The organism is Pseudomonas argentinensis, assembly GCF_001839655.2.
Taxonomy (GTDB): domain Bacteria; phylum Pseudomonadota; class Gammaproteobacteria; order Pseudomonadales; family Pseudomonadaceae; genus Aquipseudomonas; species Aquipseudomonas argentinensis_B.
Genome location: NZ_CP056087.1, coordinates 1469976 through 1493944, shown reverse-complemented (window position 1 = coordinate 1493944; position 23969 = coordinate 1469976). Strand labels below are relative to the sequence as shown.

Sequence of the window (23969 nt, the reverse complement as noted above, 5' to 3'; positions counted from 1 at the left end):
CTTACTCAACGGTGACCTTCTGCAGTACAGGCTCGTTCTCGAGCGCCTGCTGGCCCGGTGCATAGAGGCGTACGTAGCGGGCCGGCGGCAGCACGAACTCGCCCTTCTGCGAGAAGCGCACCAGGTGACGCAGCACCAGCTCGCCCTGCAGGGCGTCCACCGGCACCGCGTAGCTGAGCTCGCCCGGCTCGTTGCGGGCCTTTTCCAGCGGCGCGGCTTCGTCGCCGCCCAGGCCGCTGACCTGGATGCCCCAGGTGGTGCGCTCCACATCGGCGCCCGGCGGCAGCGGCACCTCCAGCATGCCGTAGCGCAGGGCCTGCTCGCCTTCGCTGCTCAGGGTCACTTCGTCCAGGTACAGGTCGGCGCTGGAGATCTCGTCCTTGCCGACTTCCTCGGCGCGGAATTCGAAGGCCTTGTCGCCCGGCACCAGACGCAACAGGCGACGCTTGAGGGTGACCGGCACGTTGCTCGGCGCAGCCTGGGCGCTCTGGTAGTCGAGACGCACATCGTTCGCCTGGTCCAGATCGCCGGCCACCTGCAGGGCCTGGGGCGGTTGCGCGCCGTTCCACTGCCAGTAGTTGTCGCCGCTGGTGCCTTCCACGGCCTGCCAGTGGCCTTCCAGCGCCAGCGTCGGCGGGGTGCTGCGCAGGTCCAGGGACGGCTGCAGCCAGGTCAGCGCCAGGGCGCGTTCCAGGCCGGCCTGGGCCGGTGCCAGTTCGCCGAGCAGGCGCTGGGCGCGCTGGCGATCCGGGCCATTGAGGTACAGGCCGACGGCGGCCACGAAAGGCGACTGGCTCTCCGCCAGGCGACGACGGGCGCCTTCGAGTTGCCCTAGCAGGGCCTCGGCGACCGGCACGTTGTTGTGCTGCGCCAGGCGCACGCCCAGCTCCCGGGCAATTGCCAGGCCCAGGGCCGCATCCGGTGCAGCCATCACCAGGCTGTCGCCCTCGCCGAGCACCACTTCCTCGCCTTCGCCCGCAGCGGCCAGGTCGTACACCAGGCCTTCGAGCAGGGTTTTCACCGGCAGGCCCATGTCACGGGCGAAGGCCAGGATCAGCGCACGCTCCAGCAGCGGCGTTTCCGGGGCGCGCTTGGCGTACAGCTCCAGCACGCGCTGCCAGTGCTCCGGCGGCAACTGGATGGCCAGGGCGCGGCTGGCGTGCCAGTCGGCGTAATAGGCGTAGGTGGTCAGGAAGGCGTCGCCGTCGGCATCGCCGCCCCACCAGGTGAAGGTCGCTTCGGGGCCGGCCATCTGTACCAGGCGCAGGCGGCTGTTCTGCATGATCAGGCGCAGGCGATCCTTGATGCGCGGCTCGCCGGCGGCCAGCGCCGGATAGGCCAGGCTCAGCGGCAGCAGGCGGCTGGCGGTCTGCTCGACGCCGCCGTAGGGGTAGTCGAGCAGGTCGTCCAGCGCGGCGTAGAACAGCCCGGCGCCGCTGTCGGCCACGCGCAGTTGCACCTGGCTGGCATCAGCCGGCAGTTGCAGCGGCGTGTTGCCCGGGAACACCGACAGCGGCTCGCTACGCACCTGCTGCCAGCCAGGCGCCACGGTGCTCAGCTTGACGGCCAGGGCGTCGGCGACTTTATCGGCCTGGCGCAGCTCGGCGCTGAAGTCGCCGGCGGCGATCACCGCGTCTTCGACCGGCAGGTAGTTGATGCCCTTGGCCAACGTCACCTCGCGGCGCTGCTCCTGCTCGCCATGGCGGATCAGCAGTTCGGTCTTGGCGCCCTCCTCACCCTGATTGAAGGCGAACAGACCCAGCGCCGGCTTGTCGCCGACACGGAAGCGGCTTGGCCCGCTCCATTTCAGGTACAGCGGTTTTTCCGAACGCACGAACTGGCGCTTCTGGCCGACTTCGCCATCGGCGCTCACGGCACGGGCGGTGATGCGCCAGCGGGTCAGCGAGTCGGGCATGCGGAAGCTGAAGCTCGCCTTGCCGTTGGCATCGGTGACCAGGTCCGGCTGCCAGGAGGCGGTGTCGACTTCCTCGCGGCGCGGCCGCTCCAGCACCTTGACGCCCCGCTCGCTGCGGTTGGCGCGGCCAGGCGCACTGGGCATGCCCGGCAGGGCCAGGTCGTAGCTGATGAACGACAGGCTGGCGCTGGTGCGCACGTTGTTACGGCGCGGGTGATAGAAGAACTGGTCGATACCTGGGGCGATCTCCGGCTGCAGGGCGTAGATCATCTCGTCCACCACGCTGACCGTCAGGCGCGTCGGCACCGGCTTGCCTGCGAACAGGGTGCTCAGCTCGACGGTGACCAGCTCGCCCGGCTGCACCACCTCCTTGTCGGCCTCCATGGCGATGTCGATCTGCGGCGTGGCGACCTTGATGCCGGCGTTCTGGAAGCTGTAATCACCACCGCGGGTGTACAGCGCCGAGAAGGTGATGTTCGGCGAGAAGGTGTTGCCGACCGGGATGCGCGCGCGGTACTGGGTATCGGACAGGCGCTCCAGCTTGAGCCAGTCGCCGCCCGTGGAGAGCAGCGCGGTGGCTTCGACCTTGTCGCGCTCCAGGGTCAGCAGCGCATCGCCGACCGACTCGGGGAAAGTGATCAGCGCCAGGGCTTCGTCGCCGGCCTGGTATTCGGCCTTGTCGAGGACGATCTCGATGGTACCGGCCACCGACTTGACGCCCTCGCCGCTGACCGAATGGCCGGTAGCGCCGAGAATCAGGCCGCTGTTGTCCTTGAGGGTGATGCTGTAGGTGCCGGGCCGTTCGAAATTCAGCTCGAAGCCCTTGGCATCCGCCGCCAACTCGCCGTTGCCGGTGCTCTGGTCTTCCAGGCGCACCCACTCGTAGCGGGCCGGTTTGCGCTCACTGGCGCCTTCGCTCTGGTAAGCGAAGTTCACCGCCTGCCCAGCCGCGCTGAAGCGCTGCGGCGCACTCAGGCGATAGCGGGCGGCGCCGCGCTCGATGAGGATTTCCTTGCTGGTCTTGACCCGGTAGGCGGCGCCATCGCTGGCGAACACGCTGAGCAGGTAGCGGCTCGGCTTGTCGGCGGCCGGCAGGTCGAGGGCCGCGCGGCCCTGGCCGTCGGTGCTGACTTCGCTGCTGGCCAGCTCGACCGGGAACTGGCCGAGGTACTGCAGCTCGTTGTCGACCATCGACAGCTGCTGGGCGCGCAGGCTCAGCTGCACCTTGGCATTGGCCACCGGCTTGCCGTCCGGGTAGAGCAGCACCAGGGCACCCTTGACCGGCTCGCCGGTGCGGAAGTCCGGCTTGTCCAGGTCCAGCGACACTTCGAAATGCGGCTTGATGTACTCGGCGACGCGGAAGGCGCTGCTGTACAGCCCGTCGCGGTAGGCGAAGCGCAGCTCGTAGCCGCCGGCCACGGCGTTGTTCGGCAGCTGGAAGCGGCCCTGGCCGCCACGGGCGCTGTCGAAATCGAGCTTCTGGGTCTGCAGCACGGTGCCGTTGGCATCCAGCACGCTGAGGCTGATCGGCGCGGTGCCGGCCGCCACCGAGTCGCGGGCGTTCTTGAACTCGCGGCCGACGATCTTCACCTCCACCCAGTCGCCGGGGCGATACAGCGGGCGGTCGGTGAAGGCGTACAGCTTGGTGTCGTAGATTTCGCTGTCGTAATAGAAGTTCTCGGACACGAACACGCCGCCGTCGGCGTCCTCGCCGATCACGTAGGAGCGCTCCGGGCTGGCGTGGCCCAGGCGCAGCAGGCCCTGGGCATCGGTCTTGCCGCTGGTCATCACGCCCAGGCCATCGCTCCACAACAGCTTGGCGTCGGCCACCGGCGTGCCCTGGTGCTTGTCGGCCGTCCATACCAGGAGCTCGCCGCCAGCGATCTTGCTGACCGCCACGGTGTTGGAGACGAATACCACGGTGGTGGCGCGGTACTTGCCGATGATCGCCTCGGCCAGGTACAGGCCCGGTTTCAGCTTGCCCAACGGCACATAGACATTGCCCGAGGCGACGCTGACGAAGTTGCTCGACGAGCCGGACAGGTCGACGCCGGCCGGCGGCTCGATGGGTTTGGCTTCCCACAGCGGGTAGCGGAACTCGGCCACCAGGGGCAGGCCCTTCATCGGTGCGAACTGCACCTGCGGGGTGTATTCGGTAGGCGCGGCGATGGCGCTGCCCATCTTCAGCTCCGGCGCTTCCTCGGTGACCTGCTTGCGCGACTCGTAGGAGAAGGCGCGCTGCATCACCCGGCGGGATTTGCGGTACCAGTTGTCCCACAGGTACGCCAGGGTGTTGGACAGCCCCTCGCCCTTGAACTGGCCCTCGGCGACCACGCGGTGCAGGTTTTTCTGGCGCTTGAGGAACTCCAGCGGCTGGTCGATGCGGTACAGGCGCATGTCCACGCCGCCATAACCTTCCATGCGATAGCGGCGGTAGTCGCGGCCCGGCGCTTCGAGGCGCACGGTGGCCACTTCATCGGCGGCGAAGCTGGAATCGGCGAGCAGGAAGAACGACTCGCCGGAAAGCGGCGTGTAGCCACTGCCCGGCACTTCGTCTTCGGCATGAGCGGCCAGGGGCATGAGCGCCAGCAGCGCGACGGCGAGCAGACGGTTCATCGCGCGAGGAAATTCAGCCGATAGATGCCGATAAAGTTGGGGTTGGCGTCGTCGGGTATCCATCGGGTGTCCTTCCATGTCATGAGTTGTTGCAGGCTGACGGCACGCATGCCGTTATCCGTGGGAGTGGTGGTGCCGGTGTGGTAAACGATGTCGCGGCCCATCCAGATCATCAGGTGCTGGTCATCGCCCTGATCGAAGAACATCAGGTCGCCGGGGCGCGCCCCGTTCAGGTCGCGGCCGACCAACTGGCTGTTGAACTGGATCATCTTGATCGCATTGACGTAGGGGCCGCGCTTGCCGCCGCCCTGGTTCCAGCTCTGTGCCAGCGCGCGTTGGGCGTCGCTCAGCTGTAGCTCCGGCGGCAGGTAGCGGTTGGACAGGCCGTTGGCGCGCAGCCACTTGGCGTCGTGCACCTTGAGCGCCTCGTTGGCGGCGAAGCGCACCAGGCCCACGCAATCCTGCTGATACCAGCGCGGGCTCGGGCCCTGGCGCAGCTGTTCCTGGGCGATACGCACGAACCAGGCGCGAAAGATCTGCGACTGCTCGGGGTTCAGGCCGGGCGCCTGCTCAGCGCGGGCGCACAGGCCGAACGCGAGCAGCGCCGCAGCCAGCAGCACGCGCCAGCTGGGCATGGCAGTGATCAAAGCGCGCGCCATTCCAACGGAATCCATTTCCAGTCATCGTCGGCTTCGGTGTCTTTCGGCAGCGTCAGCGCGAACTGCCCATAACCACCCAGTGCACGCAGCTTGGGCAGCAGGTGGGTGTCGGCGGCGTTGCGGAATACCGGTTCGTAGTTGGCGGGCAGGCTGTCCAGGGTTTCCTGTTCGAGCAGGCGCGACAAGCCCTCGGGCGCCAGGTATCCAGGCACCAGGCCGTCGGCGGGCAACACTTCGGCCAGGGGCGGGTAGCGCTTGTTGAGGGTATCCAGGGCCTTGATCACCAGTGTGTCATCCAGCGAAAACAGCAGCGTCTGGCCCTGGCGCGCCAGGCTGACGTTGAAGAATGCGCGGGACGCCAGGGCGTCGGGGGTGTTGCTGGCTTCGGCCGGGTACTGACCGAAGTTGGAGCCCACCTGGCGGCGCCAGGTGTGGCCGTCGGCCGTGCTCTGGCTTTCGACCGGGAAGCGGCCGCTCTCGGCATTGGGCTCGAAGGCGCCGATCATGCCGTCGAACAACCCGCCGATGGCCTGATCCAGCTCCGGCGTGGCGGCTTCGTCGAGGTGGGCGACCAGCAGCGGCGAGTGCAGCCGCGAGTCGGCGTACCAGCACAGGCCGGCGACGTTGCCCAGGCGCTTGCGCAGCTCTTCGCTGGCTTGCTCGCTGGCGCCGACCTTGGCCAGCAGTTTGTCCGCGCTGCCCGGCGCCACCGGCACCGCCACGCAGGCGCTGGCGCCCATGGGCATGGCTGTCCAGATCGGCGTGAAATCCATGGCCTGCTGATCGTCCACTTCGTTGAGCGCCAGGAAGCTGTTCCAGCCGCCCTCACCCTTCTCGAAGCGCACGCCGGCAAACGCCGGGAAGAAGCGCTGGTAGCCGAGGGCGACGTATTCGCCGCTCAGGGAAATGCGCTGCTGCTCGGTTTCGCGAGCCTTGAGGCCGAAGCGCTTGGCGAAGGGATTATCGCCATCGAGCAGCGCCTCGACGGATTCCGTGGCCTCGCGGGCGAGCTTGTCGTCCTCGCCGAACAGCATACCCGGCGAGGACAGCACCAGCAGCTTGTCGCCATGGCTGGCCAGCAGCAGGGCGCGATCACCCAGGTAGTTGAGGCGGTACAGCGGCACGCTGCTGCCATCGACGCGCAGCTCGCCGGCCCTGCTGAGCTGGGTGTCGTCCAGGGCGACGTGGGCCAGGGGTTCCAGTACCTTGGCCAGGCCGCCGCGCTGCATGACCATCACAAAGTGCTTGAGCTTGCCGTCGGCGCCCTTCCACAGGGCCACGTCGGCGGGCTGGTCGAGCAACTCGTCGAGCAGGTTGTCGCGCAGCTTCAGGTCGCGCTCGTAGATGATCCGCCGCAGGCTGCCGACCAGACCCAGGCGGTCGGCGTTGTGCTCGTAGTAGAACACGAAGTCTTCGGTGAGGGTGTCGCGCAGCAAGGGCACCGCCAGCAGGTCCCTGGGCAGGCGGCTGAGCGAGGCGCTTTCGATCAGCGCATCGGGGTGCTTGAGGTCCAGGCCCAGGGCGCTGCGCTCACCCAGTTCGCGCGAATCCTGGCCGCAGGCAGCCAGCAGGCCGGCCGTCAGCAGCAGAGCGACATGGCGCAGGTGGGCAGTGGTATTCCGGTTCATCCGAGCCTCGGGATATCAGTAATTGAAGGATTTGACGAACAGCAGCTCACCGATGGCGCGCAGCGGCACCACGAAGGTCTCGCGCTTCTCGTTGACGGTGTTCTCGTTGAAGATCAGGTTGATCTGCGCGGTGATGATCTCGTTCCCGTTGCTGCCGGCCTCGAAGTTGTAGCCCTCGCTGCCCAGGTTGCCCCAGTAGTTCACGTAAACCAGGTAGGTGCCCTGCAGCGGCGCGGTCATGGTGAACATTTCCGGGCCGGGGCCGTCGACGCTGTCGACATCCAGACCGCCGCCGTTGGTGAGTACCGGGTGGCTCCAGAACGCATGCTGGCCGTCCGGGGTGACCACGTGCAGGTCGAGTTCGGCCTTGGGATCGTCCCAGCCGAGCACCATGCGGATACGCGCCGGCGTGCGCAGGTTGTTGGCTTCAAAGAACTGCACGCGCTTGAGCGATTTGCCCTCGCCGGCCGCCAGCTCCACGCTGTTGGAGCCGGCGCCAAAGGCGTAGGGCCGGGCGAAGCTGCCCTGCTCGTCGGTGTACAGCGGCAGCGGGTTGCCGTTGACCACCAGCCGGTGGGGCGCTCGCAGGTGGCCGATGTTCTGCAGGGTGCCCTCGATCAGGCTGCGCCCGCGCTGGGCGCCGCGGTCGATAGGCGGCGTCGGGTAGGCCACCCGCGCCTCGCCATCGCCGTCGTTGAGGCCGTAATAGCGCCAGCCACCGCTGGGCCCTTGCAGGGAAACGGATGGTTCGGCCTGGCCTGGTTCGGCCCATGCGGTCTGCATGGCCAGGGCGATGCAGAGCAACAGCATGCAGCGCGCCAGCCGGGAGCCGGCCGGAGCGAGCCGATACGCTCGGCATCGCAGAGGGAAACGAACCACCGCACTGCACTCCTTGTGCTGGCTCAGGGATCCTGGCGCCCGCACTTCACACTGTTGGCTCTGGGAAGAGGTTTGGCCTTGGCTGCGGGGCCAGCAGCCTTTGCAGGCGGCGCCGTCACATCAAGTTACATGCTGGGCGGGAATGCTAGCGAGTTGCCGTGAGGCTGACAATCGTGGCACGTGCGAATCGGTACTGGATCACAATCAACCGGCGTGCCGGCGGGGCCAGCGACTGCCGGTCCGGCACGGTGCAGATCAGGAAAGCCGCTGACGCAGCGTGGCCGAAGCCCATTCGGAGAAGATCACGGTGGCGAAGATCAGCATAAAGATCACGCTGACCCGATCCCAGGCGAGATTGTTGATCGCCGCATCGAGCTGCAGGCCGATGCCACCGGCGCCGACCAGCCCCAGCACGGTGGCCTCGCGGATGTTGATATCCCAGCGATACAACGAGGTGCCGACGAACGCTGGCATGATCTGCGGCACCACGCCGAACTGCAGTACCTGCAGGCGCCCTGCCCCGGTGGCGCCGATGGCCTCGACCGGCGAGGTGCTGATCTCCTCGATCGCCTCGTAGAGCAGCTTGCCGACGAAACCGACCGAACGCAGCGCAATGGCGATGATGCCGGCCAATACGCCCGGGCCGAGCATCGCCACCAGCAGCATCGCCCAGATCAGCGAGTTGATCGAGCGCGACGAGACGATGATCAGCAGCGCGGCGCTTCTGATCACCTGCGATGGCGTGGTGTTGCGTGCAGCCAGAAACGCCAGAGGGAACGCCAGCATGACCCCGAGGGCAGTGCCCAGGGTGGCGATGTTGAGCGTGTCCCAGAGCGGCCTGAGCAACTCGGGCGTGTAGTCCCACTGGGGCGGCACCATGCGCGCCAGCAAGGAGGCGCCCTGGCTTCCGGCGTCCGCCACGAACTCCCATAGGGTGTTCTCGGAGATGAATCGCGCGCACCAGACGAACAGCAGCGCGCCAGCGAACCAGGCGAGCCAGTGCGCCCACTGCTGGGCGGTGGTGCGGCGGCGCCATTGCGGCTCGGCCGTCTCGGCATGAATGATCGGCATGGGGATAAAGCCCTACTGAAGCCAGCGACGTACGTAGCCGGAGAGATATTCCGAGGCCAGCACGATGGCGATGATGATCAGCAACACGGCCGCAGCCGTGCTGTATTCGTAGCGGTCCATGGCCGTGCCGAGCGTCGCGCCGATACCGCCTGCGCCGACGATGCCGATGACCGCCGACTCGCGGAAGTTGATGTCCAGGCGGTACAGCGACAGCCCGATCAGACGCGGCAGGATCTGCGGCTGCACGGCATAGTTGAGCACCTGCAACCAGCTGCCGCCGGTGGCGCGAATGGCCTCCAGCGGCCGCGCATCGATGTCCTCAATCGCTTCGGCCAGCAACTTTGCGATAAAGCCGATGGTCGCGAAGGTCAGCGTGGCGACGCCGGCCAGGGGGCCAAAGCCGAACATCACCACGAACAGGATGGCGATGATCACCTCCTGGAAGGTCCGCGACACCATGATGACCCACCGGCAGAACAGGTAGATCGGCAGTGGCGAGAGGTTGCGCGCGGCGCCCAGGCCCACCGGAATCGACAGGGCGATGCCCAGCACGGTGGCGACCAGGGTCATGCTCAGGCTTTCCAGCAGGCCTTCGAGGATATCGCCGCCACGGCTGGTGAAATCCGGCTGCAGGAAACCGCCAGCGAAGGCCAGGCCGCGCGACCAGCCCTCGGCGATGCGATTCCAGTCCAGGTTGATGCTCGAGCCGGCCAGCAGCAGATAGAGCAGCAGGCCGCCGATCACCAGGCAGCGCTGCCCTGCTCCCGACAGCAAAGGAGGCGGCTGCCAGTCGCCGGCCCGTGCTCTGGCCAGGCGCTCGTTCACGTTCATCTGCCCGGCCATCAGGTGGCCACCCGTGGCCAGCCGGAGCGCGGCGTGCGCGGTGCGGGCCGCACGGCAGGGTCGTCATCCTGCGCCGCTTCGGCGGCATGGGCTCCCCAGTCTTCCTCGCCGTAGATACGCGTCAGGGTCGCGGCATCCAGCGCATCGGGCGGGCCGTCGAAGACCACCCGGCCGGCGTGCAGGCCGACGATGCGGTCGGAGAATCGCCGCGCCAGCTCGACATCGTGGATATTGATGATCGCGGTCAGGCCGCGCTCTTCGCACAGCTCGCGAATCAGCCGCATGATCTGCCGGGAGGTTTTCGGGTCGAGGCTCGCGGTGGGCTCGTCGATCAGCATCAGCTCGGGATTCTGCAGCAGCGCGCGGGCAATGCCGACCCGCTGGCGCTGACCACCGGACAGCGCATCGGCGCGCTTGTCGATGGCATGGGCCAGGCCGACGCGCTCGAGCAAACGGAACGCTTCCTGTACGTCGGCCCGCGGGTAACGGCGCCATAGGCTGCGCCAGAAGCCGAGGTAGCCCAGCCGCCCGGACAATACGTTCTCCATCACCGTGAGGCGGTCGACCAGGGCGTGGTCCTGGAAGATCATGCCCATGCGCCGCCGCGCCTTGCGCAGGGCGCCGCCACGCAGCCCGGTCAGTGACAGGCCACCGAGCAGCACCTCACCCTCGGTGGGTTCCACCAGGCGGTTGATACAGCGAATCAGCGTGCTCTTGCCGGCGCCGGACGGGCCGATCAGCGCCATTACCTGACTTTTCGGCAGCGCCAGGTGGATGTCGGCGAGGGCCTGGTCGCCGGTGGCGTAGCGCTTGCCCAGCCCTCTTATCTCGAGCAGGTTCATGGCGGTACTCCGTCGTTCGAGTGGCTCACTTGTCGCACGCGTAGCTCACGTCCATGGCCTGGTCGATCTTGCGCACCACTTCCCAGTGTTCCTGGTAGGTGATGGGGATGAACTGCGCCTGGCCGGAGTTCTTGAATTCGGCCTGCAGCGCGGTGCCTTCCCAGTCGAACGTCTCGAAGCCCTCTCGTACCCTGTCGGCCAGCTCCGGCTTGAGGTTGTAGACGTAGCCATAACCGGTGGTGGGGAAGGTTTGCGAGGTGTACAGCACCTGGTACTGGTCGGCCTTGACCACGCCGCGCGCCTGCATTTGCGAGAGCACCGAGTTGGCGATGGCGGCGGCGTCGTAGTCGCGGTTCACCACGCCCATGATCGAGTTGTCGTGCTTGCCGGAAAATGCGGTCTTGAAGTCCTTGTCGGCTTCCAGGTTGAACTCGGACTTGAGCAGCGCCGACGGCGCCTTGAAGCCGGAGTTGGAGGTGGGCGAGGTGAAGGCGAGCGTGCGCCCCTTCAGGCCAGGCACATCATCGATACCGCTGCCGGCATAGGTGATGATCTCCATCTGGTAGCCGAAACCACCGTTCTCGTCGGCCATCATGGTGAAGGGCACGAAGCCGGCGCAGTTGACCGCCAGCGGCACGGAACCGGTATTGAAACCGGCGATGTGCAAGCGGCCGGCGCGCATGGCTTCGAGCTGGGCGGCGTTGGACTGCACCGGGAAGAACCTGACCTTCTTGCCGGTCACCTTCTCCATGTGCTGCAGGAACTCGTCCCACACCTTGGCATAGACGGCCGGGTCTTCCACCGGGGTGTAGGCGAAGATCAGCGTGGCCGGGTCCAGCCACTCGCTGGACTTGGCCGGCGCGTCGGCGACCATGTCGCCATTGCTGTCGGTAAAGCGCGAGGACAGATCCGTGGCATGAGCGCTGCCCAGCAGGGGCAGCAACAGGGCGGAGAGCAGTCGGCAGAAAGGGGCGCGCGGCATGGTCGTGTCCTCGGCGGCTGAAAAAGGATTGCAGCCACCTTAAGGAGCACCTGTGACACTTTTGCTGCAATCGGTCGCACCGTAAACCCTTGCAACGAACCGGCCATTGGCCGCTACACCCAGCCTGCCCACTGCAACAGCAACAGCCCCACATTGGTGCTGACCACCGCCGCCAGGGTGGTGATGACGATGATCGCCGCGGCGAGCCGGTAATTGCCGTTGACCGCCTTGGCCATGACGAAGCTGGAGGCGGCCGTGGGGCTGACGAAGTACAGGAACAGGATCGCCAGGTCCGCGCCGCGAAAGCCGATGGCCCAGGCGCCGAGGGTGGAGAGCAGCGGCAGCCAGACCATCTTCATCAGGCTGGAGCTGATGGCCACGCCGCTGCTCTCGCGCAACGAGGCCAGCGACAGGGTGCCGCCGATGCAGATCAGCGCCAGCGGCAGGGTCATCTGCGCGAAGTATTCGGCCGACACCATCGTCCAGTGCGGCAGCGGGATCTGCCAGTAGGCGAAGGGGATGGCCGACAACACGCCGATAATCAGCGGGTTGGTGAAGATGCTCTTGCACAGCGTCCAGGGGTCGGCCTTCATGCCTGGCGCATAGATGGCCAGCACGATGGCCGACAGCACGTTGTAACAGAGGATCACCACGCCGCCGAGCACCGCACCGACCGACAGGCCGTAGTCGCCATACATGCTGGTGGCCAGCGCCAGGCCGACGATGCCGTTGTTGCCGCGAAACGCGCCCTGGGTATAGATGCCGCGGTCGACCATCGGGCAGCGCCAGATCGCCCAGCCCCAGGCGACGGCGAAGCTCACCAGGGTGGCGAACACGAAGTAGCCGATCAGTGCCGGTTGCAGCGCCGCGCTCAGGTCCGCCTGGACGATGCTGATGAACAGCAGCGTGGGCATGGTGCCGCGAAACACCAGGGACGAGGCGGTATCGATGAAAGGGTCGTCGATCCAGCGCAGCCGCTTGAGCAGCACGCCGAGAAACAGCATGGCGAAGACGGGCGCGGTGATCGCGAGCGTTTGCTGAAGCACAGCGAGCATGGGAATTCCGGAAGCAGGCGAACGGCGTCGTGAAACACCGACGTGCCCGGGGTTCAGGCACGTCGATAGCCTGCTAATGATAGCAAGGCTTTGGCCCTCCGGAACGGGCGGCGGTTCGCGTTAGCGACGAACCGGGCGCTTCTGCAGCTTGCGCTGCAGGGTACGGCGGTGCATGCCCAGGGCGCGGGCGGTGGCCGAGATATTGCCCTCGTGTTCGGCCAGCACACGCTGGATGTGCTCCCACTGCAGGCGGTCCACCGACATGGGGTTCTCCGGCACCAGGGTGTCGAGGTCGGCATGCTGGGTCAGCAGGGCGGCGAGCACGTCGTCGGCATCGGCCGGCTTGCACAGGTAGTTGCAGGCACCGCGCTTGATGGCCTCCACGGCGGTGGCGATGCTCGAGTAACCGGTGAGGATCACCACACGCATCTCGGCGTCCAGCTCCAGCAGCTTGGGCAGCAGCACCAGGCCGGAGTCGCCTTCCATCTTCAGGTCGAGCACGGCGTAGTCCGGCAAGTCCTGGGTGGCCAGCGCCAGGCCTTCTTCGGCGGAAGCCGCGGTGGACACGCGCAGCCCGCGGCTGCTCATGGCGCGGGCCATCACCCGGGTGAAGGTGGGGTCGTCGTCGACCAGCAGCAGGTGGGGCTGTTCTTCGCTTTCCAGCAGCGTTTCGTCACTCATGATTCACTCCTCAATACATGCTCGCGGCCTGCCGGCTCGGCAGTGCGCTGCATCGACAAGCCTGCGTCTGGCTCACACCCGGACGTAGGCACGCGGCAACTTGAGCTCGGTGAGCGTGCCGCCCTCTTCATGGTTATACAGCTTCACCGTGCCGCCGGCGCGGGTCACGCTGGCCTGGCTGAGAAACAGGCCGAGGCCGAAGCCCTTGCCTTTGCCTTTGGTGGTGAAGAACGGCCGGCCCAGTTGCTCGGCGATGGCCAAGGGTACACCCGCGCCGTAGTCGCGGATGCACAGGCGCACCCATTGGTGATCCCAGTCCAGGTTGATTTCCAGGTTGTCCGGGCAGGCATCGGCGGCGTTGTTGAGCAGGTTGAGCAGCGCCTGGGTGAGGTCGGCTGGCGGCATCAGTTGCGGCGACTTGCCCACGCCCCGGCATTCGTAACGATAGCTGGCTTCGGGGCGCATCAGGTGCCAGCGATTGAGGGTGGTTTCCAGCCAGCTGACCGCCGGCATTTCCACCACCGCCTGGCGACGGTCCGCTTCGGCGGCGCGCACCAGGTGCTGAAGGGTTTCCTTGCACAGTTTGACCTGTTCCTGCAGCAGCGCCAGGTCTTCCTGCAGCAACGGATTCTGGTGTTCGCGGCGCAGCTCCTTGATCAGCACGCTCATGGTCGCCAGCGGCGTACCCAGTTCGTGGGCGGCACCGGCGGCCTGGGTGGCCACGGCCAACAGCTGCTGGTCGCGCATGCCCTCCTCGCGGCGTTCGGCGCGCAGCTTTTCCTGCTGGCGCAGCTCCTCGGCCATCTTGGCGACGAAGAAGGTGATCAGCCCCGCCGCCAGGGCGAAGCTCAGCCACATACCGTAGACCAGCAGGCTCTCGCGCGGGCCCACCGGCAGTTGCAGCGGGTGTGACCAGACCAGCAGCAGGGTGTAGGAGGCCAGCGCCATGCCGCCGAGAATCATGGTGAACAGCCACGGCAGGGTCGCCGCGGCGATGGTCAACGGCACCAGGTAATAGGACACGAAGGGGTTGGTGGAGCCGCCCGAGTAGTACAGCAGCACGCTGTGGATGATCAGGTCGAAGCCCAGGTGGATGCCGTACTCGGCCTCGGTCACCGGCCAGGGCCCGCGCAGGCGCAGGGCGGTCAGCAGGCACAGCACCAGGGAGGCGCCCAGGGTGATGCTCAGCTGCAACCAGGGCAGCGGCAACAACTCGGACTTGTAGGCCAGGCCAACCGAACCGGCCTGCGCGGCCAGCACCAGAAAGCGAATCAGGGTCAGCCGCCAGAGGTTCTGGCGGCTGGCCGAAAGCAGTTGTACGGGGGCGAGCATCGATACTCCTCTATGGGCGGCTCTAAAAACGTTGGCGAGGCAGTCAGCACAAGGAAAAAACAGGCGAAAAACGATCGGAGTCGCGCTCGACTTCACGAGTGTTAAATAAGCATTTTGATGGGGGCGCCCAGCCTGGACTCGCATCCGAGCCTGTTTTTAACGCAGTGATGGCAACGCAGGTAGTTTTTAGAGTTGCCCTTTGCTCGTTGGCGAGCCCGGCGAGTATAACCAAGGCCGCCGACGGCCTGATGCGGCAACGCGCCGCAGTCGTACGGCCATTGCCCGTCAGGCGCCGGATCAGCGCAGTCACTTGCCTATCACTGTGGTCAGAGGTGGGGTGAAGATTTTTTCGATTCGCTTAACCCGAATACCCAGATCGCCTCGTCCAACCTCATGAACACGGTCTTTATCCGTGCCCGCTATCGATAAGGAATCGCCATGCTGCCACTGTCCCGCCTCGCCACCGCACTGGCTTTCAGCACCGCCGGCCTGCTCAGCATCGCCGCGCACGCCGATGAGCCGCGCTACAACCAGATCTCCCTGAGCACCCAGGTCAGCCACGAGGTGGCCCACGACCTGATGCAGGTCACCCTGTACACCGAAGCCCAGCAGAAGGATCCAGCGGCGCTGGCCGCCGAGATCACCCGTATCCTGAATGCCGGCCTGACCCAGGCCCGCGGCGTGAAGGGCGTGACCGTTTCCCAGGGCAGCCGCAACAGCTACCCGGTGTACAGCGAGAAAGGCGAGGAAATCACCGCCTGGCGCGAGCGCGCCGAGATCCGCCTGGAAAGCGCCGACTTCGCTGCGCTGTCCAAGCTCACCGGCGGCATGCTGAAAACCCTGAAGATGGGCGGCATGAGCTTCAGCATCGCCGACGCCACGCGCAAGAAAGAAGAAGACGCGCTGATCAAGGATGCCGTCGCCGCCTTCAAGGAGCGCGCCCAACTGACCACCGAAGCCCTGGGCGGCAAGAGCTACAAGCTGGTCAGCCTGAACCTCAACAGCGGCGGCTTCGTACGCCCACCGATGCGCATGGAAGCCATGAAGGCCTCGGCGTTCTCCGACAGCGCAACGCCAGAAGTCGAGGCTGGCACCAGCCAGGTGACGATGAATGCCGATGGGGTGATCGAAGTGCAGCTGTAAATGCTCGGCTCGTAATGGCTCATGGCAAGCTGCGACCACCGTCGCAGCTTGCCCTTTTCTTTGGTTCTTCGCATTTTAGGGGAATGCTTGATTGACACCGGACTGGCAAATAAGTGTTCGCTGCCGATGACTTGACACTCTCCATTGGCCCGCCGTCTGGCCTGATGGGTTTCGCCCCTTACGGGCGAGTCACTTTCTCTTGCTTGCCCAAGAGAAAGTAACCAAAGAGAAGGGCACCCCACCATCCGGCCCCGGCTGCGCCGGGGTTCCCTCATTCCATCACCACTCCAGGGGCACGCTGCGAAGGGCCATCCCTGGCCCATCGCAGCTCTCGCGACATCCATGTCGCTCAACCCCTTGCGTGGTGATTCCACTCGGCCTCCTGAAGGGGACTTGGGTGTCGCCTGTACGACCGCAGCTCAAGAGCAAAAGCAAAAACAGACGCCGCCGAGCCGGCCCCCGGAGCGGCGCCGGAGCGAGGGAAGTTTCGCGCGGCGAAACCCGGATGTCGGGGTGCACTTCTTTGGCACACCTTTCTTGGGCAAGCAAGAAAGGTGTGGCGCCCGTAGGGGGCGCAACAAAGAGGCTCAGTAAACGCGGTAATGGATAGTGCGATGCCAGTGAGTGATACGCACACAAACTTACCAGTCCGGTGTCAACCCGCACTTTCCCCAAACCGTGCGAAGAACCTCTTTTTTTGCCCTGAGCTTTTCGGCACAGCCCGTGCATAGCCTCAAACAAGGTCTAGGCTCAAGGCAGGCTGGTCACCATCCGACACGCCCCGCTTTGCCGCAGCAGACCCCTCAGGAAAAATCACAATAGACATGAGGTAACCATGCACAAGAACGCCTTTATCCAGGCTTTTGTCGTCGCCGGCCTGATTGCCAGCGCCCCCTTCGCACAGGCCGCCGGCAACCTGGTGTACTGCTCCGAAGGCAGCCCGGCGGGCTTCGACCCCGGGCTCTACACCACCGGTACCGACTTCGATGCGGGCGCCGAAACGGTCTTCAACCGCCTCTCGCAATTCGAGCGTGGCGGCACCTCGGTAATCCCCGGCCTGGCCGAGAAATGGGACATCAGCGACGACGGCCTGACCTACACCTTCCACCTGCGCGAAGGGGTCAAGTTCCACACCACCGACTACTTCAAGCCGAGCCGCGAATTCAACGCCGACGACGTGCTGTTCACCTTCAACCGCATGCTCAACAAGGACGACCCATTCCGCAAGGCCTACCCCACCGAGTTCCCGTACTTCACCGACATGGGCATGGACAAGAACATCGCCAGGATCGACAAGGTCGACGAGCACACCGTGCGTTTCACCCTCAACACGGTCGATGCCGCCTTTATCCAGAACATGGCCATGAGCTTCGCCTCGATCCACTCCGCCGAATACGCCGCCCAGCTGCTCAAGGCCGGCAAGGCCTCGGACATCAACCAGAAGCCCATCGGCACCGGCCCGTTCGTGTTCAGCCGTTACCAGAAGGACGCGCAGATCCGCTACAAGGGCAACAAGGAATACTGGAACCCGGATGACGTGAAGATCGATAACCTGATCTTCGCCATCAACACCGACCCCTCGGTGCGCATGCAGAAGCTGCGTGCCGGCGAGTGCCACGTCAGCGTGTTCCCGCGCCCGGCGGACCTGGAAACCCTGAAGAAGGATCCCAAGCTGCAGATGCCCGAACAAGCTGGCTTCAACGTCGGCTACCTGGCCTACAACACCGAGCACAAGCCGTTCGACCAGCTCGAGGTGCGCCAGGCCATGGACATGGCGGTCAACAAGCAGGCGATCATCAACGCCGTGTATCAGGGTGCCGGCCAGGTGGCCGTGAACGGCATGCCACCGACCCAGTGGTCCTATGACGACACCATCAAGGACACCCCCTACAACCCGGAAAAGGCCAAGGAATTGCTCAAGGCCGCCGGGGTGAAGGAGGGCACCGAGATCACCCTGTGGGCCATGCCGGTGCAGCGCCCCTACAACCCCAATGCCAAGCTGATGGCCGAGATGCTGCAGGCCGACTGGGCGAAGATCGGCATCAAGGCGCGCATCGTCAGCTACGAATGGGGCGAGTACAACAAGCGCGCCAAGGCCGGCGAGCACGATGCCCTGCTGATCGGCTGGACCGGCGACAACGGTGACCCTGACAACTGGCTGAGCGTGCTGTACGGCTGCGACGCCATTGGCGGCAACAACTACAGCCGCCTGTGCAACAAGGAGTTCGACGCGCTGCTGAAGAAGGCCAAGGCGATCAACGACCGCGAAGAGCGCACCGTGCTCTACAAGCAGGCCCAGCAGCTGCTCAAGGCCGACGTGCAGAACACGCCGATCGCTCACTCCACGGTGTACCAGCCGATGAGCACCCGGGTGAAGGACTTCAAGATCAGCCCGTTCGGGATCAACTCCTTCTACGGTGTCAGTATCGAATAACGTAGTAGTCTGAATGAAAACGCCCGGCCAATTGGCCGGGCGTTTTCGTTTCAAGAGCCTGCTCACGATCTTCAGGATCGACCTCAGCGCTTTACCTGCGAAAAGGCGGGAGCGGCCTTTCGTAGGGTGGACGACGCTTCATCCGTCCACCGCTCTACGAGCGCAATGGTGGACAAAAAGAGCGTTGTCCACCCTACGCGGGGAGCGTCTGCTCTTGCCTTGTAGCAGTCTTTTTATGTCGCCTGAAAAATCGTCAGCAGACGGCAAGGACGGCTCAGGCGTTCAGCCCGAACGGGTCGTCCACCGAGTGGCTGGGCTGGGTGAACCAGCGCGGGCCTTCGGCCGTCATGTAGAAGTGATCTTCCAGGCGGATGCCGAACTCGCCCGGCACGCAAATCATCGGCTCGTTGCTGAAGCACATGCCCTCGGCCAGCGGCGTGTCGTCGCCGCCGACCAGGTACGGGCCTTCGTGGATGTCCAGGCCGATGCCATGGCCGGTGCGGTGCGGCAGGCCCGGCAATCGGTAGGCAGGCCCCAGGCCCGCGGCTTCCAGACTGCGCCGCGCGGCGGCGTCCACGCTGGCGCATGGCGCGCCGAGTACGGCGGCTTCGAAAGCCGCCTGCTGGGCGGCCTTTTCCCTGTTCCAGAACTCGCGCTGGCGCTCGCTCGGCGTGCCGAAGACGTAGCTGCGGGTGATGTCCGACAGGTAGCTGTGCACCTGGCAGCCGGTGTCGATCAGCACCATGTCGCCGTCCTTCAAGGTCTGCGCATGCTTGACGCCATGGGGGAAGGCGCTGGCCGGGCCGAACAGCACGATGCAGAAGATCGAACCCGGCGCGCCGACCTTGCGGTGCGCCTGGCGGATGAATTCGGCCACCTCGGAAGTGGTGATGCCTTCATGGAGAATGCTCGCCGCTGCCTTGTGCACTTCCAGGGTCATGTCCTTGGCGCGTTGCATCAGGGCGATTTCGGCCGCCGATTTACGCTGCCGGCAGACCGTGGTGATCACTCCGGCATCGACGAAACGGTAATCGCTGGTCAGCTTGCGAAGGCTTTCGAACATGAAAAAAGGCAAGGAAGAACAAAGACCTACCTGAGGCGGCGGACCATCATTGGGCACTACACCGAGTCGGCGCAGGCAGCGCAGCAGCAGCGCATAGGGGCTCTCGTGCTCTTCCCAGGTATTGATGGCGCCCGGCACCACCTGGAAGTCGCGCACCGTGCCTTCCTCGAAGGCCGGCGCCAGGTATTCCAGCGCGCCGCTGGCCGGCAGAATGGCGCCGACCATGCGCTCGCTGGGGTTCCACTTGACCCCCGTGAAATACTGCAGGTTGCTGCCCGCGGCGACGAACAGCGCCTCGATGCCCTGTTCGCGCATCAGTGCCTGGGCTCGCTCGATGCGCGCCAGATACTCCGCTTCGCCGATCGGCTGCGCGCCGGCCGTCATGTCCTGCAGGCGCGCCAAGGCCTGCTCCGGCGTGCTACCGCCCACTCCCAGTGTCATCTGCACATCCTCGTCTGGCAACGGCAACGGAGATCGTTGCCGGGTCGTTGATTGCGGCAAAATTTAAGTGCAACTTAAATTACGGTCAAAGCATTTTTCAGTGGGACTTAAAAAAGCGTTGCTATCACAGCTGAAGTCCCTGCAACGCCTGGGTATACTCTGCCGACTCGAACAGCGAACCTTTCCCATGACCGCAGATCGCATCGGCGAACGCCTGCGCCGCTACCGGCGGGCTGCCGGCAAGACCCTCAACCAGGTGGCCGCCGACGCCGGCCTGACCGCCAGCTTCCTGTCCCAGGCCGAGCGCAACCTCACCGGCGTGTCGATCTCCTCCCTGGCGAGCATCGCCAAGTCGCTGAACGTGCCGCTCAACGCCCTGTTCGATCAGCCCGCCCAGGCCCAGCCCGACTCCCATGTCGATCAGCGGGTGCGCTATACCGTCGGTGGCCAGTTGTTGGCCTACGAGCGGCTGTCCAGTTCGTTTCCCGGCAACTCGATCAACGCCGTGAAGATGAACATTCCGGTGGGCTACGAATCGGAGCTGATCGCCCACGAAGGCGTGGAGTTCTCCTATGTGCTGGCCGGGCAGATCGTCTACACCATCGAGGGCCGCGACTATCCACTGGGGCCCGGCGACTCGGTGCATTTCGATGCCGGCAAGCTGCACCGGCTGGTCAACGCTGCCGCTGAACCAGCCGAGGTGCTGACCATGACCACCATGGCGCTGTTTGACGATCAACCCGCTACCGAGTGATTTCTGCCCAGTTCGGGGCAAATATGCGCAATGTTAGTGCTGCTTAATTTTTGTTGACCGAAATTTCAGCATGACTTAATTTCGAACCCGACCCGGTGAGCTATCCGCTTTCACCGCATTCCGAGCTCGCGCTGAACCCCAGGCGCGAACAAAAAGAAAAAGAGGTTCGCATGCGCATGTCTCTCCTGTGCAAGGCTCTGCTCGCTGCAGGTCTGCTCTCCAGTGTTTCGCTCACCCAGGCCAGCAATCTGGTGTATTGCTCCGAAGGCAGCCCGGGTGGCTTCGATCCGGGCCAGTACACCACCGGCACCGACTTCGATGCGGCTTCGGAAACCATCTTCAACCGCCTGGCCGAATTCGAGCGCGGCGGCACCAAGGCCCAGCCGGGTCTGGCCACCTCCTGGGACATCAGCGAAGACGGCCTGACCTACACCTTCCATCTGCGCGAAGGGGTCAAGTTCCACACCACCGACTACTTCAAGCCGAGCCGCGAATTCAACGCCGACGACGTGCTGTTCACCTTCCAGCGCATGCTCGATCGCAACCATCCGTTCCGCAAGGCCTACCCCAGCGAGTTCCCGTACTTCACCGACATGGGCCTGGACAAGAACATCGCCAAGGTCGAGAAGACCGGCGACCACACCGTGGTCTTCACCCTCAAGGAAGTCGACGCGGCGTTCGTGCAGAACCTGGCGATGAACTTCGCCGCCGTGCACTCGGCCGAGTACGCCGACCAGTTGCTCAAGGCCGGCAAGGCCGCGCAGATCAACCAGCAGCCCATCGGTACCGGCCCGTTCGTGTTCAGCCGCTACCAGAAGGACGCGGCGATTCGCTACAAGGGCAACAAGGAATACTGGAAGCCGGGTGACGTGAAGATCGACAACCTGATCTTCTCGATCAACACCGACGCTTCGGTACGTGCCCAGAAGCTGCGCGCCGGCGAGTGCCAGATCACCCTCAACCCACGCCCGGCCGACCTCAAGGGCCTGCAGGCGGACAACAACCTCAACGTGCCGACCGCCCCGGGCTACAACCTGGGCTACATCGCCTACAACGTGACCCGCGCACCGTTCGACAAGCTCGAAGTGCGCCAGGCGCTGGACATGGCGGTGAACAAGCAGGCGATCATCGACGCCGTGTACCAGGGCGCCGGCCAGTTGGCCGTCAACGGCATGCCGCCGACCCAGTGGTCCTACGACGAGTCGATCAAGGACGCCGCCTACAACCCGGAGAAGGCCAAGGAGCTACTCAAGGCTGCCGGCGTCAAGGAAGGCACCGAGATCACCCTGTGGGCCATGCCCGTGCAGCGCCCGTACAACCCCAACGCCCGCCTGATGGCCGAGATGCTCCAGGCCGACTGGGCCAAGGTCGGCGTCAAGGCACGCATCGTCAGCTACGAGTGGGGCGAGTACATCAAGCGTGCCCACGCCGGCGAGCACGACGCCATGCTGATCGGCTGGACCGGCGACAACGGTGACCCCGACAACTGGCTCGGCACCCTGTACGGCTGCGCCTCGGTGGACGGCAACAACTTCTCCAAGTGGTGCAACGCCGAGTACGACAAGCTGGTGGTGGCCGCCAAGCGCGTGACCGACCAGAACGAGCGCAGCGAGCTGTACAAGCAGGCCCAGGCGGTGCTCAAGCGTGAAGTACCGATCACCCCGATCGCCCACTCCACCGTCTACCAGCCGATGCGCGCCAGCGTGAAGGGCTTCCAGATCAGCCCGTTCGGGCGTAACAGCTTTATCGGTGTCAGCAACGACTGATTGGCGCACCGGCCGTTTCGTGGATAAAACCGCGAGGCGGCCAGCCGGTCGGTAAAGGCGAAGCGGGCAAAAGGGCACTGGCGCCAAGCCGTTCGCCTCGATCACCGCGCACAGTTCAGTGGGCACTGCGCCGCGTAATCGACAATGCACCCGACATTCTCCGAGCATTGGCTCATGGCCTGTTTTTTGCAGGCCCCGGCGTCCATGCTGACGTCATCCGCAGGGACATTCCATGAAAACACTAGCGCTGCGCGCCGCCCTGGCCGCCATCATCTTCAGCGCCGCGGGCCACCTCGCTGCCAAGCCGCTGGTGGTTTGCACCGAAGCGAGCCCCGAAGGCTTCGATATCGTCCAGTACACCACCGCGGTGACCGCCGACGCCTCGGCCGAGACGGTGTTCAACCGTTTGGTCGACTTCAAGCCCGGCACCACCGAGATCCAGCCGGCGCTGGCCGAGCGCTGGGACGTCAGCGCCGATGGGCTGACCTACAGCTTCCACCTGCGCCAGGGTGTGAAATTCCACACCACCGATTACTTCACACCCACCCGCGACTTCAACGCCGATGACGTGCTGTGGAGCCTGAATCGCCAGCTCGACCCCAAGCACCCGTGGCACGACAAGGTCAACGTCGGCTACCCCTACTTCGAGAGCATGGCGTTCCGGCAACTGCTCAAGTCGGTGACCAAGAGCGACGAGCACACCGTGGTCATCACCCTGAACCACCCGGAAGCGCCGTTTCTGCGTGACATGGCCATGGCCTTCACCTCGATCTACTCCGCCGAATACGGCGATCAATTGCTCGCGGCCGGCAAGACCGCCGAGCTCAACAGCAAGCCGATCGGCACCGGGCCGTTCATCTTCCAGCGCTACAACAAGGACGCCCAGGTTCGCTACAGGGCCAACCCCGATTACTTCCGTGGCAAGCCACCGGCCGACCCGCTGATCTTCGCCATCACCACCGACAACAACGTGCGCCTGCAGAAACTGCGCGCCAACGAGTGTCAGGTGGCGCTGTATCCCAAGCCCGACGACGTGTCGGCAATCAAGGCGGACGCCACCCTCAAGGTCGACGAGATCGAGGCCATCGTCACCGGCTACATTGCCATGAACACCGAGCACAGGTACCTGAGCGACGTGCGCGTGCGCCAGGCGATCAACCTCGCCTTCGACCGTCAGCGCCATGTCGAGCAGCTGTTCGGCAAGGGCAACGCCCTGGTCGCGGTCAACCCATACCCGCCGACCCTGATCGGCTACAACGAGGCCAATCGCAACCCGCCCCGCGACCTCGCCAAGGCCCGCGCCCTGCTCAGGGAGGCCGGCGTGCCAGAGGGCACCGTGATCACCCTGTTCACCCGCAGCGGCGGTGGCCAGACCAACCCCAACCCGCGCCTGTCGGCGGAAATGCTGCAGGCCGACCTTGCCGAGGTTGGCCTCAAGGTCGATATTCGGGTGATGGAGTGGGGCGAGATGCTGCGCCGCGCCAAGAATGGCGAAGCCGATCTGGTTTCCGCGGGCTGGGCTGGCGACAACGGCGACCCGGACAACTTCCTGACCCCGCTGCTGAGCTGCGATGCGGCGAAAAACGGCGAAAACTATGCACGCTGGTGCAATCCTAGGTTCCAGAACCTGATCACCCAGGCCCGCGGCGTGACCGACAACGATGAACGTGCCGCCCTGTATCGCCAGGCCCTGGCGCTCTACGCCGAGGATCAACCCTGGATCAACGTGGCCCATCCGAAACTGTTCACCGCCATGCGCAAGAACGTCGAGGGCTACCACATCAACCCGCTGACCAATAACAACTTCGCCACCACCCAGGTGAAGTAGATAAAAACACACCACCGGCGCTACAGACGCCGGTGGG

At 65.1% G+C, this 23969-nt stretch carries 17 protein-coding genes; 5 read left to right on the top strand and 12 right to left on the bottom strand.

The window, feature by feature from the left end; translation table 11 throughout:
- Position 1: 1 nt before the first annotated feature.
- From SA190iCDA_RS06470 to SA190iCDA_RS06420, 11 genes are all read right to left on the bottom strand, one after another.
- Positions 2-4531: an alpha-2-macroglobulin family protein gene (locus tag SA190iCDA_RS06470; RefSeq protein WP_083329710.1), complete on the bottom strand. Its 4530-nt coding sequence runs from the start codon at positions 4529-4531 to the stop codon at positions 2-4.
- Positions 4528-5166 carry a DUF1175 domain-containing protein gene (locus SA190iCDA_RS06465; protein ID WP_139159449.1) on the bottom strand — a complete coding sequence of 213 codons (639 nt, stop codon included), beginning with the start codon at positions 5164-5166 and terminating at the stop codon, positions 4528-4530. Before SA190iCDA_RS06465 ends, SA190iCDA_RS06470 begins: the two co-directional genes overlap by 4 nt.
- 8 nt (positions 5167-5174) lie before the next feature.
- A complete protein-coding gene (locus tag SA190iCDA_RS06460; protein WP_070884362.1) occupies positions 5175-6818 on the bottom strand; it encodes a DUF2138 domain-containing protein in 1644 nt (547 codons plus the stop codon).
- A gap of 15 nt (positions 6819-6833) precedes the next feature.
- Positions 6834-7601, bottom strand: coding sequence for a YfaP family protein (locus SA190iCDA_RS06455; RefSeq protein ID WP_070884673.1), 768 nt, complete (start codon positions 7599-7601; stop codon positions 6834-6836).
- 351 nt (positions 7602-7952) lie between these two features.
- Complete coding sequence (gene phnE / locus SA190iCDA_RS06450) at positions 7953-8768, bottom strand: phosphonate ABC transporter, permease protein PhnE (RefSeq protein WP_070884363.1); 816 nt, start codon at positions 8766-8768, stop codon at positions 7953-7955.
- 12 nt (positions 8769-8780) lie between these two features.
- Entirely contained in the window at positions 8781-9611 is an 831-nt protein-coding gene (gene phnE, locus SA190iCDA_RS06445) for a phosphonate ABC transporter, permease protein PhnE (RefSeq protein ID WP_205881585.1), read from the bottom strand.
- Positions 9611-10453: a phosphonate ABC transporter ATP-binding protein gene (phnC, locus tag SA190iCDA_RS06440; protein WP_205881586.1), complete on the bottom strand. Its 843-nt coding sequence runs from the start codon at positions 10451-10453 to the stop codon at positions 9611-9613. Before phnC ends, phnE (SA190iCDA_RS06445) begins: the two co-directional genes overlap by 1 nt.
- A 25-nt stretch (positions 10454-10478) precedes the next feature.
- Positions 10479-11435 carry a phosphate/phosphite/phosphonate ABC transporter substrate-binding protein gene (gene phnD / locus SA190iCDA_RS06435; protein WP_070884364.1) on the bottom strand — a complete coding sequence of 319 codons (957 nt, stop codon included), beginning with the start codon at positions 11433-11435 and terminating at the stop codon, positions 10479-10481.
- Positions 11436-11548: 113 nt separating this feature from the next.
- The gene (locus tag SA190iCDA_RS06430) at positions 11549-12490 is read right to left on the bottom strand and encodes an AEC family transporter (protein WP_070884365.1); all 942 of its coding nucleotides are present in this window, start codon (positions 12488-12490) and stop codon (positions 11549-11551) included.
- A gap of 120 nt (positions 12491-12610) precedes the next feature.
- Complete coding sequence (locus SA190iCDA_RS06425; protein WP_070884366.1) at positions 12611-13171, bottom strand: response regulator transcription factor; 561 nt, start codon at positions 13169-13171, stop codon at positions 12611-12613.
- A 72-nt stretch (positions 13172-13243) separates the two neighbouring features.
- Positions 13244-14503 carry an ATP-binding protein gene (locus SA190iCDA_RS06420; protein ID WP_070884367.1) on the bottom strand — a complete coding sequence of 420 codons (1260 nt, stop codon included), beginning with the start codon at positions 14501-14503 and terminating at the stop codon, positions 13244-13246.
- A gap of 438 nt (positions 14504-14941) precedes the next feature.
- Here SA190iCDA_RS06420 and SA190iCDA_RS06415 point away from each other — a divergent pair, with 438 nt between their 5' ends.
- Both SA190iCDA_RS06415 and SA190iCDA_RS06410 read left to right on the top strand, forming a co-directional pair.
- Positions 14942-15646 (top strand): SIMPL domain-containing protein, encoded by a 705-nt coding sequence (locus SA190iCDA_RS06415; RefSeq protein WP_070884368.1) that lies wholly within the window; start codon positions 14942-14944, stop codon positions 15644-15646.
- An 835-nt stretch (positions 15647-16481) separates the two neighbouring features.
- Positions 16482-18080 carry an ABC transporter substrate-binding protein gene (locus SA190iCDA_RS06410; RefSeq protein ID WP_070884369.1) on the top strand — a complete coding sequence of 533 codons (1599 nt, stop codon included), beginning with the start codon at positions 16482-16484 and terminating at the stop codon, positions 18078-18080.
- 274 nt (positions 18081-18354) lie between these two features.
- Here the strand turns inward: SA190iCDA_RS06410 and SA190iCDA_RS06405 are convergent, their stop codons facing one another.
- Positions 18355-19584 carry a M24 family metallopeptidase gene (locus tag SA190iCDA_RS06405; RefSeq protein WP_070884370.1) on the bottom strand — a complete coding sequence of 410 codons (1230 nt, stop codon included), beginning with the start codon at positions 19582-19584 and terminating at the stop codon, positions 18355-18357.
- A gap of 187 nt (positions 19585-19771) precedes the next feature.
- Here SA190iCDA_RS06405 and SA190iCDA_RS06400 point away from each other — a divergent pair, with 187 nt between their 5' ends.
- The 3 genes from SA190iCDA_RS06400 to SA190iCDA_RS06390 all read left to right on the top strand — a co-directional run bounded on the left by SA190iCDA_RS06400 (position 19772) and on the right by SA190iCDA_RS06390 (position 23932).
- On the top strand, positions 19772-20338 hold the full coding sequence (locus SA190iCDA_RS06400) for a cupin domain-containing protein (protein ID WP_070884371.1): 567 nt from the start codon (positions 19772-19774) through the stop codon (positions 20336-20338).
- 176 nt (positions 20339-20514) lie between these two features.
- Positions 20515-22104 carry an ABC transporter substrate-binding protein gene (locus SA190iCDA_RS06395; RefSeq protein ID WP_419203899.1) on the top strand — a complete coding sequence of 530 codons (1590 nt, stop codon included), beginning with the start codon at positions 20515-20517 and terminating at the stop codon, positions 22102-22104.
- A gap of 232 nt (positions 22105-22336) precedes the next feature.
- Positions 22337-23932, top strand: coding sequence for an ABC transporter substrate-binding protein (locus SA190iCDA_RS06390; RefSeq protein ID WP_070884373.1), 1596 nt, complete (start codon positions 22337-22339; stop codon positions 23930-23932).
- Positions 23933-23969: the final 37 nt, after the last annotated feature.